17 protein-coding genes are annotated in these 15,682 nt (G+C 65.2%); 9 read left to right on the top strand and 8 right to left on the bottom strand.

What is annotated here, in order from left to right; translation table 11 throughout:
- Positions 1 to 57 precede the first annotated feature (57 nt).
- Entirely contained in the window at positions 58 to 327 is a 270-nt protein-coding gene (locus OWC48_RS05235) for a GNAT family N-acetyltransferase (protein ID WP_014495087.1), read from the top strand.
- 54 nt (positions 328 to 381) lie between these two features.
- Here the strand turns inward: OWC48_RS05235 and OWC48_RS05230 are convergent, their stop codons facing one another.
- Positions 382 to 798, bottom strand: a complete 417-nt coding sequence (locus OWC48_RS05230; protein ID WP_282519006.1) for a DUF3597 domain-containing protein — start codon at positions 796 to 798, stop codon at positions 382 to 384.
- Positions 799 to 1,130: 332 nt separating this feature from the next.
- On the opposite strand from OWC48_RS05230, the gene OWC48_RS05225 reads away from it, so the two are divergent.
- A complete protein-coding gene (locus OWC48_RS05225) occupies positions 1,131 to 2,039 on the top strand; it encodes a DUF2189 domain-containing protein (RefSeq protein ID WP_282519005.1) in 909 nt (302 codons plus the stop codon).
- Positions 2,040 to 2,174: 135 nt separating this feature from the next.
- Positions 2,175 to 2,999: a lytic murein transglycosylase gene (locus OWC48_RS05220; RefSeq protein WP_282519004.1), complete on the top strand. Its 825-nt coding sequence runs from the start codon at positions 2,175 to 2,177 to the stop codon at positions 2,997 to 2,999.
- Positions 3,000 to 3,059: 60 nt separating this feature from the next.
- Here the strand turns inward: OWC48_RS05220 and OWC48_RS05215 are convergent, their stop codons facing one another.
- Positions 3,060 to 3,386 carry a hypothetical protein gene (locus OWC48_RS05215; RefSeq protein WP_282519003.1) on the bottom strand — a complete coding sequence of 109 codons (327 nt, stop codon included), beginning with the start codon at positions 3,384 to 3,386 and terminating at the stop codon, positions 3,060 to 3,062.
- A gap of 626 nt (positions 3,387 to 4,012) precedes the next feature.
- On the opposite strand from OWC48_RS05215, the gene OWC48_RS05210 reads away from it, so the two are divergent.
- The 5 genes from OWC48_RS05210 (at position 4,013) to OWC48_RS05190 (ending at position 8,727) form a co-directional block, all read left to right on the top strand.
- On the top strand, positions 4,013 to 4,165 hold the full coding sequence (locus OWC48_RS05210) for a DUF1127 domain-containing protein (RefSeq protein WP_007590701.1): 153 nt from the start codon (positions 4,013 to 4,015) through the stop codon (positions 4,163 to 4,165).
- 126 nt (positions 4,166 to 4,291) lie between these two features.
- Positions 4,292 to 5,719, top strand: a complete 1,428-nt coding sequence (gene trmFO, locus OWC48_RS05205; RefSeq protein WP_282519002.1) for a methylenetetrahydrofolate--tRNA-(uracil(54)-C(5))-methyltransferase (FADH(2)-oxidizing) TrmFO — start codon at positions 4,292 to 4,294, stop codon at positions 5,717 to 5,719.
- Positions 5,720 to 5,726: 7 nt separating this feature from the next.
- Positions 5,727 to 6,821 carry an AMP-binding enzyme gene (locus OWC48_RS05200; RefSeq protein WP_063983138.1) on the top strand — a complete coding sequence of 365 codons (1,095 nt, stop codon included), beginning with the start codon at positions 5,727 to 5,729 and terminating at the stop codon, positions 6,819 to 6,821.
- A 91-nt stretch (positions 6,822 to 6,912) separates the two neighbouring features.
- Complete coding sequence (locus tag OWC48_RS05195; RefSeq protein WP_282519001.1) at positions 6,913 to 7,470, top strand: CAP domain-containing protein; 558 nt, start codon at positions 6,913 to 6,915, stop codon at positions 7,468 to 7,470.
- 78 nt (positions 7,471 to 7,548) lie between these two features.
- Positions 7,549 to 8,727 (top strand): aminotransferase class V-fold PLP-dependent enzyme, encoded by a 1,179-nt coding sequence (locus tag OWC48_RS05190; protein ID WP_282519000.1) that lies wholly within the window; start codon positions 7,549 to 7,551, stop codon positions 8,725 to 8,727.
- Between the two features lie 13 nt (positions 8,728 to 8,740).
- Here the strand turns inward: OWC48_RS05190 and OWC48_RS05185 are convergent, their stop codons facing one another.
- The 6 genes from OWC48_RS05185 to yajC are packed head-to-tail and all read right to left on the bottom strand — an operon-like array spanning position 8,741 to position 14,392.
- Positions 8,741 to 9,985 (bottom strand): threonine ammonia-lyase, encoded by a 1,245-nt coding sequence (locus OWC48_RS05185; RefSeq protein WP_282518999.1) that lies wholly within the window; start codon positions 9,983 to 9,985, stop codon positions 8,741 to 8,743.
- Between the two features lie 45 nt (positions 9,986 to 10,030).
- Positions 10,031 to 10,894 carry a phytoene/squalene synthase family protein gene (locus OWC48_RS05180; RefSeq protein WP_282518998.1) on the bottom strand — a complete coding sequence of 288 codons (864 nt, stop codon included), beginning with the start codon at positions 10,892 to 10,894 and terminating at the stop codon, positions 10,031 to 10,033.
- Positions 10,891 to 11,274 carry an Mth938-like domain-containing protein gene (locus OWC48_RS05175; protein ID WP_028152342.1) on the bottom strand — a complete coding sequence of 128 codons (384 nt, stop codon included), beginning with the start codon at positions 11,272 to 11,274 and terminating at the stop codon, positions 10,891 to 10,893. Before OWC48_RS05175 ends, OWC48_RS05180 begins: the two co-directional genes overlap by 4 nt.
- A 60-nt stretch (positions 11,275 to 11,334) precedes the next feature.
- Positions 11,335 to 12,354, bottom strand: a complete 1,020-nt coding sequence (gene secF, locus OWC48_RS05170; RefSeq protein ID WP_282518997.1) for a protein translocase subunit SecF — start codon at positions 12,352 to 12,354, stop codon at positions 11,335 to 11,337.
- Positions 12,355 to 12,365: 11 nt separating this feature from the next.
- A complete protein-coding gene (secD, locus tag OWC48_RS05165) occupies positions 12,366 to 13,970 on the bottom strand; it encodes a protein translocase subunit SecD (protein WP_282518996.1) in 1,605 nt (534 codons plus the stop codon).
- Between the two features lie 47 nt (positions 13,971 to 14,017).
- Positions 14,018 to 14,392 carry a preprotein translocase subunit YajC gene (gene yajC / locus OWC48_RS05160; RefSeq protein WP_071913636.1) on the bottom strand — a complete coding sequence of 125 codons (375 nt, stop codon included), beginning with the start codon at positions 14,390 to 14,392 and terminating at the stop codon, positions 14,018 to 14,020.
- 181 nt (positions 14,393 to 14,573) lie between these two features.
- On the opposite strand from yajC, the gene OWC48_RS05155 reads away from it, so the two are divergent.
- Positions 14,574 to 15,578: an ATP-binding protein gene (locus OWC48_RS05155; RefSeq protein ID WP_282518995.1), complete on the top strand. Its 1,005-nt coding sequence runs from the start codon at positions 14,574 to 14,576 to the stop codon at positions 15,576 to 15,578.
- Positions 15,579 to 15,682 lie beyond the last annotated feature (104 nt).

The following is a 15,682-nucleotide window of genomic DNA, read 5'->3' as shown; positions in this document are numbered from 1 at the left end:
AAGGGCCGGTTCAGGCGCCTAGATCAGAGAACACGCAGCGCTTCGAAGGGATCTGGCATGGCGGTACGGGACAACAAGGACAGGAGTCGCTTCGAGCTCGATGCGGGCAACGAAATCGCCTTCGCCAATTACCGGCTGACGCCGTCGGCCGTGATCATCACCCATACCGAGACGCCGCGCGCGCTACGCGGCCGCGGCATTGCATCCGAGTTGGTCAAGGGCGCGCTGGACTTGATCCGCCGTGACGGCAAGAAGGTGATCGCCGGCTGCGGCTTCGTCGTCGACTATCTCGACAGGCATCCGGAGGAGGCAGACCTCGTCGCCTGAACGCAAAAGGGGCCCGCGAGATCGCGGGCCCCTGGCTTACGACCGAGCAATCGGTCAGTGCTTGATCTCCGGCGGCAGCTTGCCGCCATTGGCGGCGAGCTTGGACATCACCTGCTTGTGCAGCCAGACGTTCATGCTCGCGGAATCGTTGGTGTCGCCGCTGTAGCCTAGCTCCTTGGCGAGATCCTTGCGCGCAGCGAGGCTGGAATCGATGTCGAGCGCCTTCATCAGGTCGACGATCGAGGTGCGCCACTCGAGCTTCTCGCCCTTGTGGGCGGCGACCGCCGCATCGACGATCGAAGCAACGTCCACTGTCGACGCGGGCGCGGCAGCAGGCGCCGATCCGCCCGGCGCGGCGCCGGCGGGCGCGCTGCCCGACGGTGCGCTGCCCGACGGTGCACTGCCTGCGGGCGCGGCTGAAGCCGGATGGCTGCCGAAGATCGCGCCCATGATTTTCCCGAAAATGCTCATGTCTTCTCCCCGAAAAGGATCCGTTGGAAGGGCCTTGAGTGCCACTTATAGACGAAGTTACTGCGTTGCGCCCGCGAAGTTCTGCGAACTGACAACCAGCATCAGCTTATCTGCGGCGAAATGACGACCGAATGACATCGTTGAAGTTGCGGTGCGGCATCGAATCTCAACCAAGCGTGTGGGACAGGACTCGGAAATGGGCGTAGGCTCCAGCTTCAGCTCGCGATGACGTCCGGAATTCGCGTCTGGCCGGAATCGCGAAACTCAGAAAAGCGGCCGCTTGCGCCGTTGCCGGCGCCGAATTCGGCCGCATGGCAAGGGAGCTAGCGACCATGGCCACACTCTACCCGGGCAATGTCCCCACTGTGGCCCAGACCGCGGATGCGGCTGGACCGGTGATCCGAACCATCCAACTGTCCGATCTGCACGACGCGCTCAGGCGCGGCTGGGAAGATTTCAAGGCGGTGCCGAGCCACGCCATCATCCTCTGCGTGATCTATCCTGTGCTGGGCCTCGTGCTCGCCCGCGCGGTGATGGGCTATTCGGTGCTGCCGCTGTTGTTCCCGCTGGCGGCAGGCTTCGCGCTGATCGGCCCGTTCGCCGCGCTCGGTCTCTATGAGCTCTCCAGCCGGCGCGAACGTTATGAGGAGGCCAGCGCCTGGGATGCCATGGAGGTGCTGCGCTCGCCTTCGTTCGGCGCCATGCTCGGTCTCGGCACACTGCTGCTCGCTCTGTTCGTGACCTGGGTTGCGACCGCTCAGGCGATCTATGTCGCGGCGTTCGGCTATGAGGGCGCGACCGGGATCTCGGATTTCATGACGCGCGTGCTGACAACCCAGCAAGGCTGGTGGCTGATCGTGGTTGGCTGCGGCACCGGCTTCCTGTTTGCGCTTGCCGCGCTCTGCATCAGCGCGGTGTCGTTCCCCTTGATGCTCGACCGCCATGCCGGCGCGTTCGAGGCGATGGTGACGTCGCTGCGCGTCGTCGCCAAGAACCCGGTGCCGATGGCGGCCTGGGGCCTGATCGTCGCGGTGCTGCTGGCGCTCGGCACGATCCCGGCGTTCATTGGCCTTGCCGTGGTGATCCCCCTGCTCGGCCATGCCACATGGCACCTCTACCGCAAGGTGATCGTCTCGGAGCCCGGTGCACGTCCGGTGCCGCCCCCACCGCATCGCCCGCGCAAGCCGGCCGCCGACTTCCCCGCCAACCTCTTCCCTTGGCGGAATCGGACGGACGCCTGACGATATCGTGACATGCGATCCTGCCCGGGCTCGGCTCGGGCAGGATTCCATGCTGTCATACGCCTTGCTTTGGCCGCGGTTACAATCGAAATTGCGCCCGCCGGTCAGATCACTTCACGGAATCCATTTCATCTGATGACCCCGACGATTTCTCGTCTCGCTCTCGCAGCCTTCGCCCTCTCCGCGTCAATCCTAACCGCCCAGCCAGCCCTCGCCGCTGTTGCCTGCGGCTCGGGCAATTTCGACGCCTGGCTCGCGGACTTCAAAGCCGACGCCACGGCCAAGGGCGTCTCGCAGCAGGCCGTTGCCGCCGGGCTTGCCGGCGTGACGCTCGATCAGAGCGTGCTTAACCGGGACCGCTCGCAAAAAGTCTTCACCCAGACCTTCGAGGAGTTCTCCGGCCGCATGGTGCCGCCGCGCATGCAGCGCGGCTCCAACATGATGAAGCAGTACGGCTCGGTGCTGTCCCGCATCGAACAGACCTACGGCGTGCCGGGCGAGGTGCTGGTCGCGATCTGGGGTCTCGAGACCGATTTCGGCGTCAACATCGGCAAGTTCGCCACCATCCGCTCGCTGGCAACGCTGGCCTATGATTGCCGCCGCTCCGACCAGTTTCGTGCCGAGCTCTTGGATGCGCTGCGCATCGTCCAGCGCGGCGACCTCGCCCCCGCCGACATGAAGGGCGCATGGGCCGGCGAGCTCGGCCAGACCCAGTTCATGCCGTCGTCCTGGATGAAATACGCCGTCGATTTCGACGGCAATGGCAAGCGCGACCTCTTGCACAACGCACCCGACGTGCTCGCCTCCACCGCCAATTATCTCGCCGGCTACGGCTGGCAGCGCGGCAAGGATTGGCAGCCGGGCAGTCCGAATTTTGCGGTGTTGCAGCAGTGGAACAAGAGCGAAGTCTACTCCAAGACCGTCGCCTATTTCGCAACCCAGCTCGCACGCGCCCCTTAAATAGCGCCCGCCAGGACGCGTAGGGCCGATCGCCCGGCGATCGGCCCTCTCTTGGTGCGTTTACTTACCCATCGTGGCGTTCATCGCCTTGTTCAGGTGCGCGCCGCACACACCCATTTTGCCGTTGAGCAGCGCGTCCTGCGCAGCCGCGATTTCCTTCTGCGCCACGAACTTGCTGTCGCCGTCGGCCATGGCCTCGATCGCGGTCTCCGTCTTCTCCAGATTGGCCGAGCTGCAGCCGCCCATGGCATGCTTGGCGGCCTGGGCCGGCGCGACGGCGAACGCGACGGCGGCAATTGCGATAACCCCGAGTAACTTCGTCATGATGTTACTTTCCTTCTCTTTTTCTTGGGACAGAACCAGCGACATTGCCGGAATCTGCGGCATGACTTTCCTCCGGGCGCGGCAACTTGCCGCAATAAATTCCTCGCGAGAATTGCGTGATGTTGCGTGCGGCGCAGAGGCACCATGCGAAATTTCTGATTTTCATTACACCCTTGTAATGAACGCCACACGTTCGGCGTGTGTGCGCCGCACCAAAGAGGCGGTTGCGGTCTGGAACGAGGCAGGATGAGTTTCGGCAGGGCTCCTCGCCCGGTCTGGTGATCCGCCAACCAGAGCGAGTCGGAGCCGTCGCCCGGTATCTTCAAAAGTATGAACTAACATTCATCTTTATGATTCCATCACCATGCGATTCGTGCATGCGAGACTTGGGTACAGGCGCTGACTGATCGCCTTGCGAGCGCTTGGAACGCGACCTATTTCCACCTTGCCGCAAACGCGAATGCTTGCAGTAAACCCGTGAATTCACGGTGATTTATGGCAAACAATTCCCCATTCCGCCTACCCTTTGGGCGGGAGTGCTCTCGGGTTAATCGTCCGTTACCAACGCTATGCACCACGCGCTTAGCTGCATCGCAACATCGGAACTTTCGCACTGCACCACTCTCACCTATATTCATTTCAACGATGAGGCTCGGGCAAGGGCTGAATCGAACTACAGGAGACTACCAATGCTGCTCTCGCTCATCCGCATGATCCAGGCTTTCCGGGACTATCAGCGCAATGTTGCCGAGCTGTCCCAGCTCAGCGATCGCGAACTGGCCGACATCGGCCTCGATCGCTCGGACATCCCGCGCGTTGCCGCCGGTCAGTATCAGGGCTGATATCGTTCAGCCCTTCACCGGACGAACCGATAGCGCCCGCCTCGTGCGGGCGTTGTCGTTTCTGATGGCAGAAAACTCCATTTCGGCGATTCCACTGACCGCCGAAAAGCGCTACCTGTCCGCCCCATGACAGGACCCCAATCCAACATTGTGCACGTGATCGGCGCCGGCCTTGCCGGTTCCGAAGCCGCCTGGCAGGTGGCCAAATCCGGCATGCCCGTGGTGCTGCACGAGATGCGGCCGGACCGCATGACCGAGGCGCACCGCACCGATGGGCTCGCCGAGCTCGTCTGCTCCAATTCGTTCCGCTCGGACGACGCCGCCAACAACGCCGTCGGCCTGCTGCACGCCGAAATGCGCCGGCTCGGCTCGCTAATCATGCGTGCGGCCGATGCCAACCAAGTGCCCGCCGGCGGCGCGCTCGCGGTGGACCGCGATGGCTTCTCGGCGGCCGTCACCAAGGCGCTCAACGACCACCCCCTGATCGAGATCGCCCGCGGCGAGGTTTCAGGCCTGCCGCCGGGCGACTGGAGCAACGTCATCGTTGCGACCGGCCCCCTCACCTCCGCGCCACTCGCCGACGCCATTCGCGAGCTCACCGACGAGAACGCGCTCGCTTTCTTCGACGCGATCGCGCCGATCGTGCATCGCGAGTCCATCGACATGTCAGTGGCCTGGTTCCAGTCGCGCTATGACAAGGTCGGCCCCGGCGGCACCGGCGCCGACTACATCAACTGCCCCATGACCAAGGAGCAGTATGACGGCTTCGTCGCCGCGCTGATCGCAGGCGAGAAGACCGAGTTCAAGGAATGGGAGACCAACACGCCCTATTTCGACGGCTGCCTGCCGATCGAGGTGATGGCGGAGCGCGGCCCCGAGACGTTGCGCCACGGCCCGATGAAGCCGGTCGGCCTCACCAACCCGCACGATCCCGCCACGAAGGCCTACGCGATCGTGCAGCTGCGCCAGGACAACAAGCTCGGCACGCTCTACAACATCGTCGGATTCCAGACGAAGCTGAAATACGGCGAACAGCAGCGCATCTTCCGCAGCATTCCGGGGCTGGAGAAGGCCGAATTCGCCCGCCTCGGCGGCCTGCATCGCAACACCTTCCTCAACTCGCCAAAGCTGCTCGACGGCCAACTGCGCCTGCGCGCGCAGCCGCGGCTGCGCTTCGCCGGTCAGATGACCGGCTGCGAGGGCTATGTGGAATCCGCCAGCGTCGGCCTGATCGCCGGTCTCTATGCGGCAGCGGATGCGCGCGGCGAGACACTGGCGAGCCCGCCGGCTACGACGGCACTGGGATCGCTGCTCGGTCACATCACCGGCGGCCATATCGAAACCATCGAGCCCGGTGCGCGCTCGTTCCAGCCGATGAACATCAATTTCGGCCTGTTCCCGCCGCTTGCGAATGCTCCAACGAAGAAGCCCGACGGCACCCGCCTGCGCGGCAACGAGAAGACGGTGGCCAAGAAGCAGGCGATGAGCGCGCTGGCGCTCGCCGATCTCGATCGCTGGATCGCCGATCACCTGCGCATCGCCGCAGCCGCGTGAGTTTTCGATGAGTCTTCCCAAAGACGACGCCGCGACCCTGTCGGCGCGCTGGACCGAGGGCGTGCTGCTCAAGCGCGACGTGTTCTCAACCGTCGAGCGCGGCCGCTTCCGCGGCGACAGCGGCGAGGTCGATGCCGTGCTGCGCCGGCTCGACGAAGTGCCGTGGTGGTCGTTTCCCCTGGCGCGCCACCTGTTCGCGCGTGAGAAGCACGCGCTGGCGCTGGCCAAAGGCCTCAATGTCGGCCCCGATTTGCTGTGGGCCGGTCGCCGGGCGCTCGTGCGCGGCTTTGTCGACGGCGTCGCGCTGCATCTGGCCAAGCCGCATGGCGACCTCGCCTATTTCCGCTCGGCCAAGGCGGCGCTACGCCGGCTGCGCCGCGCCGGAATCTGCCACAACGATCTCGCCAAGGAGCAGAACTGGCTGGTCGGCCGCGACGGCCGCGCCTACGTGACCGACTTCCAGCTCGCGGCCTGCTTCAACCGACGTGGCCGGCTCTACCGCATCCTCGCCTACGAGGACCTGCGGCATCTGCTCAAGCACAAGCGCTCCTATGCACCCGAGGCGCTGACGCCGCGCGAGCGAAAAATCCTGGCGAAGAAATCATTCGCCGCCAGCCTGTGGCTCGCGACCGGCAAGAAGGTGTACCGTGCGATCACGCGCGGCCTGTTCAACTTCACCGACCGCGAGGGCGGCGGCCGCCGGCTGGTCAACGACGCGCCGGTGCTGGCCGAGCTGATCCGCAAGAACCCGGCCGTGCGCGACACCGCCATCGTCGCCTTCGCCGACCGCCGCTCCGGCGTCGGGCTCTATGCCTTCGTCGAGGCCGATCAGGCCACGCTTGAAGGCGAGCTTCGGAGCGAGCTTTCGGCCGCCAAGGGTCCAAAGCCGCCGGAGCACATTCAGGTCGTACACGCGCTGCCCCGCGATACCAGCGGCAAGCCGCGGACCGAGATCCTGCAACTGGTCGCCATGAACCAGCTCGACCTGATCGAGCCGATGATGAAGAACGACCAGGACCGCGCCTTCCTCAAGGACATCCTGGAACAGCGGAAGAACCTGCGGGACCGTTTCAACTTCGAGGCGGACCTGCCGGCGAGCTGAGGGGTTGCTCGCGCCTTGAAGCGTCCACATTGGCGATAGAGAAGCGATCGGATCATTCGGGCGGCGGGTCATGGGCATTCGGGGGATGATGATGCATCGTGTGATTGGCAGCGTGACCGCTGGCCTTCTGCTGCTCGCAGCCGCGCCCGCGATGGCCGAGTCCCCCGCCGAACAGATCTCCAGCTTCCGCCTCAAGCACGGCGAAGTCCGCGTCGTCCGCGATTCAACCCTCGACCGCATCGCCATGGACCAGGCCCGCGCGATGGCGGCGAAGGACGACCTCAGCCACGACGCGCTCGGCCCGTTCAACCGGCGCGTCGCACCGGCCGGCGCGGGCCGCGCGGCCGAGAACATCGCTTACGGCTACGACAATTTCGAGAAGACGCTCGGACAGTGGATCGACTCGTCCGGGCATCGCAAGAACCTGCTGCTGCACAACGCCTCCCGCGTCGGTATCGCGAGCGCCAGAAATGCCAGCGGCAAGCGGACCTATTGGGCCATGGTGATCGCGGGCGACTACGAGCCGAAGGGCAAGGGCAAAGGCAAGAAGGACGGGGAGCCGTTGGTTGCCGTGAAGCGCGAGGCCGCGCCCGCCAGCAAGCCGAAATCCAGCAGCTGCCACGTCAAGCTGCTCGGCCTCTGTATCTGAGACCTGGCCGGGCCATCTTGCTCGCACTCCTCGACGCGTCTAATTCATCAACGAAGATCGCGGGAAGCGGAGGCGTGGGTGATCGACATCGACAAAATACGTGCCGACACGCCGGGCGCTGACCGGCTCGCGTATCTCCACAATGCCGGCGCGGCCCTCATGCCAACTGCCGTCGTCGCGGCAATGAAGGGGCATATCGACCTGGAGGGCGAGATCGGAGGTTATGCCGCTGCCGACCGCGAGTCCGATCGGCTCGATGCGGTCTATGGCTCCGTGGCGCGCCTGCTCAATGCCGCCCCCGATGAGATCGCCCTCATGGAGAACGCGACAATTGCCTGGCAGATGGCGTTCTACGCGCTTCCGTTTCGCCAGGGCGATCGGATCCTGACCGCCGAAGCGGAATACGCTGCCAACTACGTCGCGTTCCTTCAGGTCGCAAGGCGCACGGGCGCGACCATCGATGTCGTGCCGAGCGATGCCAGCGGCGAGCTCGACGTCCGCGCGCTCGAGCGCATGATCGACGAGCGCGTGAAGCTGATCGCCATCACCTGGGTTCCGACCAATGGCGGATTGGTCAATCCCGCGGCGGCGATCGGCAGAATCGCGCGGGCGCACGGGATTCCCTATCTGCTCGACGCCTGCCAGGCGGTCGGCCAGATGACGGTCGACGTCGACGCCATCGGCTGTGACATGCTGTCGGCGACGGGGCGCAAATTCCTCCGCGGCCCACGCGGCACGGGCTTTCTCTACGTCCGCCGCGAGATGCTGCAACGGCTCGAGCCGCCGATGATCGATCACTTCGCCGCGCCCTGGGTCTCGCGCGATGAATATCGGCTCCGTGACGATGCCCGCCGTTTCGAGACTTGGGAGAACAATTACGCGGCACGTCTCGGTCTCGGCGCTGCCATCGATTATGCCCTCGCCATCGGCCTCGGCCCCATCGAGCAGCGCTGCCGTCTGCTTGCGGACCGTCTTCGCGGCGGCCTCGCCTCCGTTCGCGGCGTGACCATTCGCGACCTCGGACGTGCACCGGGCGCCATCGTCAGCTTCACAATGGACGGGTATGAAGCGGACGCCGTCGTCAGCAGCGCCGCTGCGGCGGGCATCACCATCGGCGCTTCAGATCCGGCGAGCACCCGCATCGATGCCGAAATCCGCTCGCTGCCGCCGGTCGTGCGGGCCTCCCCGCATTACTACAATACGGAAGCCGAGATCGACCGGCTGATCGACCACCTCGCGGGTTTGGCGCCGCGATAGCGGCGCGCGCCACTCAGGTACAGCGCGCGCTCAAGCCGGATGCGCCGAGCTTGGCCATGACCTCGTCGAGATGCGCGCTGTCGCGGGTCTCGATGACGAGCTGAAGCAGCGTCGCCTTGGCCGGCAGGTCGGAGAAGGTCCGCTGATGCGAGACCTCGATGATGTTGGCGCCGGCCTCGGCCAGCAGTGAGGCGACGGCAGCCAACTGCCCGGGCCTGTCGGGGATATCGAGCGACAGCTGAGTCAGCCGTCCTTCGCGTGCCAGCTCGCGCGTCAGGACGGATGCGATCAGCCTGGTGTCAATGTTGCCGCCGCTCAGGACGAGGCCGACCTTCTGGCCGGCAAAGCGGGACGTATCGGACATCAGCGCGGCAAGCCCGGCTGCGCCGGCGCCCTCGACGACGGTCTTCTCGATCGAGATCAGGGTCGCGACGGCACGCTCGAGCTCGGCTTCGTTCACCAGCGCGATGTCGTCGACGAGGCGGCGGACGATCTCGGTCGTGATCTTGCCCGGCGATTTCACCGCGATGCCCTCGGCGAGCGTGTCGCCGCGGGCGGGCAGATTGCCGTCATGGATGGCGTTGTACATTGAGGGGTAGAGCCAGGCCTCGACACCAAGAATCCGCACCGACGGCTTGATCGATTTCGCGGCAATGCCGATGCCGCTGATCAGGCCGCCGCCGCCGATCGGGACCACCAGCGTATCGAGCTCCGGCACCGCCTTCAGCATCTCGAGCCCGACGGTGCCCTGCCCCGCGATGACGAGCGGGTCGTCGTAGGGGTGGACGAAGATCATGCCGCGGGCCTCGCCTTGGCTTCGCGCATAGGCGGCCGCCTCCTCCAGCGTTGCGCCCGTCACCACCACCTCGGCGCCGTGGTGCTTGGTGTTCTCGACCTTCACCATGGGCGTGCCGACCGGCATGACGATGGTGGCGGGAATGCCGAGCCGCTTGGCGTGATAGGCGACGCCCTGCGCGTGGTTGCCCGCCGACATCGCGATGACGCCGCGCGCACGCTCCTCCGGCGTCAGCGCGGTGAGCCGGTTGAGCGCACCCCGCTCCTTGAACGAGGAGGTGAACTGGAGGTTTTCGAATTTCAGCCAGATGTCGCAGCCGCAGATATTGCTCAGCGTGCGGCTGTAGCTGCAGGGCGTCTCGACGACGGCGCCGCGGATGGTGTCGGCGGCGGCATGAATGTCGCCCAGAGCGACCGGAAAGCCGCTGAGATCGGGGGACGTGTTTTGGGACAACTCAGCCATAGGACAGCATAGAGCATTTGGCCGTTTGAGGCGATAAGCCGGCCGCTATTTGGTAAATTCCCGGGAACGTGAAGCCCGCCACAGCGTCCATAGCGTACGCAGCCGCGACGTGGGCTGCGACGCAAACGGATTGCGCCCGGGTTGCGACAGGCGCTTGAGGTCACCCCGCACCTGGCTCAGCAGCAGAAACGCTGGCCGTGTCGGCGCCGGCACCTCCGGCAACAGCGACAATGCCGTCGTCAAATGCTGCTCGGCTTCGCCGACGAGCTGGCCGAGCACCGCATGCAGATTTGGCGTCTCCTTGCCGGCGAACACATCCTCCATCTGGCAGCCATGGGCCGCCAGCAGCTGCTGCGGCAGGAACAGTTGCCGGTGCGCCGAGTCGCGCGGCAGATTCGCAATCACCTGCGCGATGCCCTGGGCGAGCCCGGCATGCCTTGCCACATGCTCGGCCGCCTCCGAAGGTGGCGCCATGACCCGTGCTGCGAGGGAAAACAATGCCGAGCAGGTCGCGTCCAGATAACCCTCCAGAGCCGCCATGGTCGGCATCGGATCGTTGTAGAGATCGAACTGATGCTCGTCGGCGAGCAGCGACAGCGGCTCGACCGGCAGGTCGAAATCGTGGATCGCGCGCAATAGCTCCGCCGCCACCGGATTGCCCTCGGCGCTGCCGTGGACGTGGCCCGACAGCATGTCAGTCCACCATTGCAGGCGGATTTCGCCGGGCAAGGGCTGGCTCACCTGGTCGCGGACGCGGACGATCTCGACATTGAAGGCATAGAGCGCCAGCAGCGCCTGGCGCTCAACGGCCGGCGCAAACAGCGTTGCGGCATAGCGCGGAAAGTCATGGCTGCGCACGAGGCCGGCGCAGAAGGCGACGGAATCGGGCGGAGGCGCAGCGCTGCTCATGGCACGGCGATCAGCGCGGCCGCGACGCGGCGCCGCTCGCCGATCATGATGTTGTAGGTGCGCACGGCGGGACCGGTCTGCATCGTATCCAGCACCACCCTCACCGCCTTCAGCGCCTGCCGCAGGTCCGGCGGCGGCAGCCAGACGCCGGTTCCGGTGCCGATCAGAAGCGTGTCGATGCTGTTGGCCGCCGTGAAGACGCGATCCAGCGAATAGCGGTCGATCTTCGTCGGGTCCGTCACGTCCCAGGCCCAGATCGCGTCGGGCAGGCACAGCAGCGATCCCCGATGCGACATGCCGGCAAAGGCGAAGCCGCCCTTGCCATAGGCTTCGATCGGCGCCGAGCGGGGAAAATGCGGTGCGTTGGGATCGCCGGCCATGTGCTTCGTCCGAATGAGCTTACTGCCCTCGCAAACGCCTGCGAGGGCATGCGGTTCGGATCATGCCTTGTTTTTCTTCGCCGGCGTAGCCGTATCGGGCGCATCTTCGCGATGCTCGCCGACGCCGAGATAGATCAGGATCGGGGCCGCGATGAAGATCGAGGTATAGGTGCCGACCAGCACCACGCCGAACATCATCACCGCCGTGAAGCTGTGGATGGCATGGCCGCCGAACAACAGCAGAGCCAGCAGCGCCAACGTCACGGTGAAGTGGGTGATGATCGAACGCGACAGGGTCGAATTGATCGACTCGTTGAGCAGCTGCGGCATCGGCATCTTCTTGTAGCGGCGCAGCATTTCGCGGATACGGTCGTAGATCACGACGGTGTCGTTGAGCGAGTAGCCCAGAATGGTCAGAAGGGCCGCGATGCTGGTCAGGTCGAAATCGACCTGGCTGATCGACATGAAGCCGATCGTCAGCACGATGTCGTGCACGTTGGCGATCATGGCGCCGAGCGCGAACTGCCATTCGAAGCGGAACCAGAGGTAGATCAGGATCGAGACGATCGCGAGCATCAGGCCGAGCATGCCGAACGCCAGGAGTTCGCCGGAGACGCGCGGGCCGACCACCTCGACGCGGCGATATTCGACGGAATCGCCGAGCGCGGTGCGGACCTTCTGCACGGCCTCCTGCTGGGCGGCATCGCCGCCCGGCTGCTCCGCAACGCGGATCAGGACGTTCTCGGCATCGCCGATTTGCTGGATCTGGACTTCGCCCAGGCGCAGGCCATCCAGTGTCGTGCGCATCGCCGCGATGTCGGCAGCGCCCGACTTCGACCTGACCTCCAGCAGCGTGCCACCTCGGAAGTCGATGCCGAAATTCAGGCCATGGGTGAAGAACAAGGTGATCGCAATGATCGACAGCGCCGCCGAGATCGGGAAGCTGATCCGGCGGAAGCGCGTGAAGTCGAAATGCGTATCGTCGGGGACGATGCGCAGCGACGGCAGCAGCCCGAGTGCTGCGACCACGGTGAGAACGGCAATGAGAATGCCAAGCCCGATGAGAACGTAGTGAGTCACGGTCTTAGCTCCTAGATCGGCACGCTCTGCGGCCGCTTCCACCGCACCCACCAGGCCACGATCAGCCGGGTCAGCGTGAAGGCGGTGAACACCGTGGTGATGATGCCGATGCCGAGCGTCACGGCAAAGCCGCGCACCGGGCCGGTGCCGATGTAGAACAGCACGGCGGCGGCAATGAAGGTGGTGATGTTGGAATCGAGGATGGTCGCAAGCGCCCGCTTGAAGCCGGCGTCGATCGCCGAGATCGCATTGCGGCCACCCCGCAGCTCCTCACGGATGCGCTCGTAGATCAGCACGTTGGAATCGACCGCGATGCCGACGGTGAGCACGATGCCGGCGATGCCGGGCAGCGTCAGCGTGGCGTTGAGCAGCGACAGCAGGCCGAAGATCATGGCGACGTTGATGGCCACCGCGATGTTCGCGAACACGCCGAACAGCCGGTAGGTCAGCAGCATGAAGATGATGACCAGGATCGAGCCGACATAGGCCGCAAGCTCGCCCTTCTCGATCGAGTCCTGGCCGAGGCCCGGACCGACGGTGCGCTCCTCAACCACCGTGAGCGGGGCCGGCAGCGCGCCGGCGCGCAACAGGATCGCGAGATCGTTGGCCGATTGCACCGTGAAATTGCCGGAGATCTGGCCCTGGCCGCCGGTGATGGGCTCGCGGATGACCGGCGCCGAGATCACCTTGTTGTCGAGCACGATCGCGAACGGCAGCCCGACGTTTTCCTGCGTGGCCTGCGCGAATTTGCGCGCGCCCGAGGTGTTGAACTTGAAGCTGACGACCGGCTCACCCGTGCGCTGGTCGAAGCTCGCCTGGGCGTCGGTCAGGTCGCCACCGGCGACCAGCACCTGCTTCTTGACCACATAGGGCGTGGGCGGCGGCGAGGCGCTCATCAACAGCTCGGATTCCGGCGGCAACCGTCCCTGCTGCGCCTGATCCGGCGGCACGGACGCATCGACCATGCGGAATTCCATCTTCGCGGTCTTGCCCAGCAGTTCCTTCAGGCGAGTCGGATCCTGAAGACCGGGGACCTGCACCAGGATGCGGTCATTGCCCTGGCGCTGGATGACGGGCTCGACGGTGCCGAGCTCGTTGACGCGGCGCTCGACGATCTGGATCGACTGCTCGATGGTCTTGCGCAATCGGTCGAGCATCGCGGCCTGCGGGATGCTCAGGCGGATCACGCCGCCGCCGGCATCGGTGACCTCAAGGTCGCGCTGACCGCTGGATCCCATCAGTCCGCCCAGCGGCTGGGACAGCTCGCGCAGCTTGGCGAGCGCCGGCTGCACGTCGGATTCCTTGGTGATGCGAACCTCGGCCGCGTCGTTGCGCACGGTCACGCCGCCGGTGAATCCGATCTTGGCATCGCGCAGCGTCCGGCGAACGTCGTCGCGGACCTGGTCCAGCCTCTCCTTCTTCACATAGTTGGAATCGACCTCGAGCAGCAGATAGGAGCCGCCCTGGAGGTCGAGGCCGAGCACGAGCCGACGCTGCGCCCAGGCGGGCCAGGTCTTGACCTGCGCCTCGGGGAAGAAGTTCGGGACCGCGCAGAGGCACACGATCAGCGCCGTCAGGATAATCCCGAGCGCCTTCCACCGCGTGAAATACAACATCGACTGGACCTGTCAGATCAGGAGACTTGGGATGCTCGCGGAAGCGCTCACTTCGACGCGGCGTCGTCCTTGGCGGCTTCCTTGCTATCCTTGGATTCTTTCGCCGGCTCGCCCTTGGCGCGCACGCCGGAGATCATCTGGCGCATCTGCCGCACGCGCACGCCGTCGGAAATCTCGAACTCGATCTGGTCGTCGTCGACGACCTTGGTGACCTTGCCGACGAGGCCGCCCGAGGTCACCACGGTGTCGCCGCGGCGGATGTTCTTCACGAGGTCGGCGTGGTCGCGCACCTTCTTCTGCTGCGGACGCAGAATCAGGAAGTACATGATCACGAAGATCAGGGCGAACGGCAGCAGCGACATCAACATGCTGTTGGTGTCGCCGGCGCCCGCGGCCTGGGCATACGCAGGGGTAATGAACATTCGGACGATCCTCGTGGAAACGGGGGAAAACCGGTCAGGCCCTCAAAGGCGACCGGTTCGGTCAAATTCGCGCGGACTATAGCGGCCATTGCCCCAATTGCAACGCTGCCAGACCGTCGATTTGGCCACCTTGCGGCGCGCCCTCAGGCCCGATAAGGCTGCATTCTCAGGAACTTCGGACATGCCCAAAAAACCAAGCAAAAGCCCGGCCGGCAAAGGCCCCCGTACCCCTGCCAGGATGCCTGCCCGCGTCGCGGCAAAACGTCCCAAGGCCCCCCCTAAGGCAGTCGATAAGGCCGTCGCCAAGGCAGTCCCGGACCTCTCCCAGGATCGTATCGTCCGCGCGCTGGAGACGATCGCGGCGCACCTCGCCGCCCAGGGCAAGCCGGCCGTCGAGCGCGAATCGTTCGAGCGGGCGGACGCCTATGTCTGGCACCCCGACGGCCGCCTCGCTGCGGTGCCGCGGGTCAGCCGCGTCGAGCTGTTCCTGCTGAAGGGCGTCGACCGGATGCGCGACATCCTGATGGAGAACACCGAGCGTTTCGCCAACGGCCTGCCGGCCAACAATGCCCTGCTCTGGGGCGCGCGCGGCATGGGCAAATCGTCGCTGGTGAAGGCGGCGCATGCCAGCATCAACGCGGAGCGCAAACCGTCCGACAAGTTGAAGCTGATCGAGATCCACCGCGAGGACATCGAGAGCCTGCCCGCGCTGATGGAGCAGCTGCGCGCCTCGTCCTTCTACTTCATCGTGTTCTGCGACGACCTGTCCTTCGACGGCAATGATGCGTCCTACAAGTCGCTCAAGGCCGTGCTCGAAGGCGGCATCGAGGGCCGACCCGAGAACGTCATCCTCTACGCCACTTCCAACCGCCGCCATCTGCTGGCGCGCGAGATGATCGAGAACGAGCGTTCGACCGCGATCAATCCCGGCGAAGCGGTCGAGGAGAAGGTCTCGTTGTCGGATCGCTTCGGACTGTGGCTCGGCTTCCACCGCTGCAGCCAGGACGAATATCTCGCGATGGTGCAGGGCTATTGCGGCCATTTCGGCATCAAGGTCGACGACGAGGCGCTGGAGCGCGAGGCGCTGGAATGGTCGACCACGCGCGGCTCCCGCTCAGGCCGGGTCGCCTGGCAGTTCGTGCAGGAGCTAGCGGGACGGCTAGGTGTGAAGCTGACGGTGAAGTAGCGGTCGGATCGTGACCCGGCTACGTACCGCCCTTCACCGAAGGCGGGGGTCAACGCGTGCCTTGCTGCCACCGGTTGCCCGCGTGTTGCAAAGAATGATCAGCA

Source organism: Bradyrhizobium sp. Arg816, from assembly GCF_029989365.1.
Taxonomy (GTDB): Bacteria; Pseudomonadota; Alphaproteobacteria; order Rhizobiales; family Xanthobacteraceae; genus Bradyrhizobium.
The sequence above is the reverse complement of the archived record's forward strand: the minus strand, read 5'-3'. Positions and strand labels throughout refer to the sequence as shown.

Excerpts from the sequence above, each read along its gene's own strand:
- OWC48_RS05235 (WP_014495087.1), top strand. The coding sequence starts at position 58 with ATGGCGGTACGGGACAACAAGGACAGGAGTCGCTTCGAGCTCGATGCG.
- OWC48_RS05230 (WP_282519006.1), bottom strand. The coding sequence starts at position 798 with ATGAGCATTTTCGGGAAAATCATGGGCGCGATCTTCGGCAGCCATCCG.
- OWC48_RS05225 (WP_282519005.1), top strand. The coding sequence starts at position 1,131 with ATGGCCACACTCTACCCGGGCAATGTCCCCACTGTGGCCCAGACCGCG.
- OWC48_RS05220 (WP_282519004.1), top strand. The coding sequence starts at position 2,175 with ATGACCCCGACGATTTCTCGTCTCGCTCTCGCAGCCTTCGCCCTCTCC.
- OWC48_RS05215 (WP_282519003.1), bottom strand. The coding sequence starts at position 3,386 with ATGCCGCAGATTCCGGCAATGTCGCTGGTTCTGTCCCAAGAAAAAGAG.
- OWC48_RS05210 (WP_007590701.1), top strand. The coding sequence starts at position 4,013 with ATGCTGCTCTCGCTCATCCGCATGATCCAGGCTTTCCGGGACTATCAG.
- trmFO (WP_282519002.1), top strand. The coding sequence starts at position 4,292 with ATGACAGGACCCCAATCCAACATTGTGCACGTGATCGGCGCCGGCCTT.
- OWC48_RS05200 (WP_063983138.1), top strand. The coding sequence starts at position 5,727 with ATGAGTCTTCCCAAAGACGACGCCGCGACCCTGTCGGCGCGCTGGACC.
- OWC48_RS05195 (WP_282519001.1), top strand. The coding sequence starts at position 6,913 with ATGCATCGTGTGATTGGCAGCGTGACCGCTGGCCTTCTGCTGCTCGCA.
- OWC48_RS05185 (WP_282518999.1), bottom strand. The coding sequence starts at position 9,985 with ATGGCTGAGTTGTCCCAAAACACGTCCCCCGATCTCAGCGGCTTTCCG.
- OWC48_RS05180 (WP_282518998.1), bottom strand. The coding sequence starts at position 10,894 with ATGAGCAGCGCTGCGCCTCCGCCCGATTCCGTCGCCTTCTGCGCCGGC.
- OWC48_RS05175 (WP_028152342.1), bottom strand. The coding sequence starts at position 11,274 with ATGGCCGGCGATCCCAACGCACCGCATTTTCCCCGCTCGGCGCCGATC.
- secD (WP_282518996.1), bottom strand. The coding sequence starts at position 13,970 with ATGTTGTATTTCACGCGGTGGAAGGCGCTCGGGATTATCCTGACGGCG.
- yajC (WP_071913636.1), bottom strand. The coding sequence starts at position 14,392 with ATGTTCATTACCCCTGCGTATGCCCAGGCCGCGGGCGCCGGCGACACC.
- OWC48_RS05155 (WP_282518995.1), top strand. The coding sequence starts at position 14,574 with ATGCCCAAAAAACCAAGCAAAAGCCCGGCCGGCAAAGGCCCCCGTACC.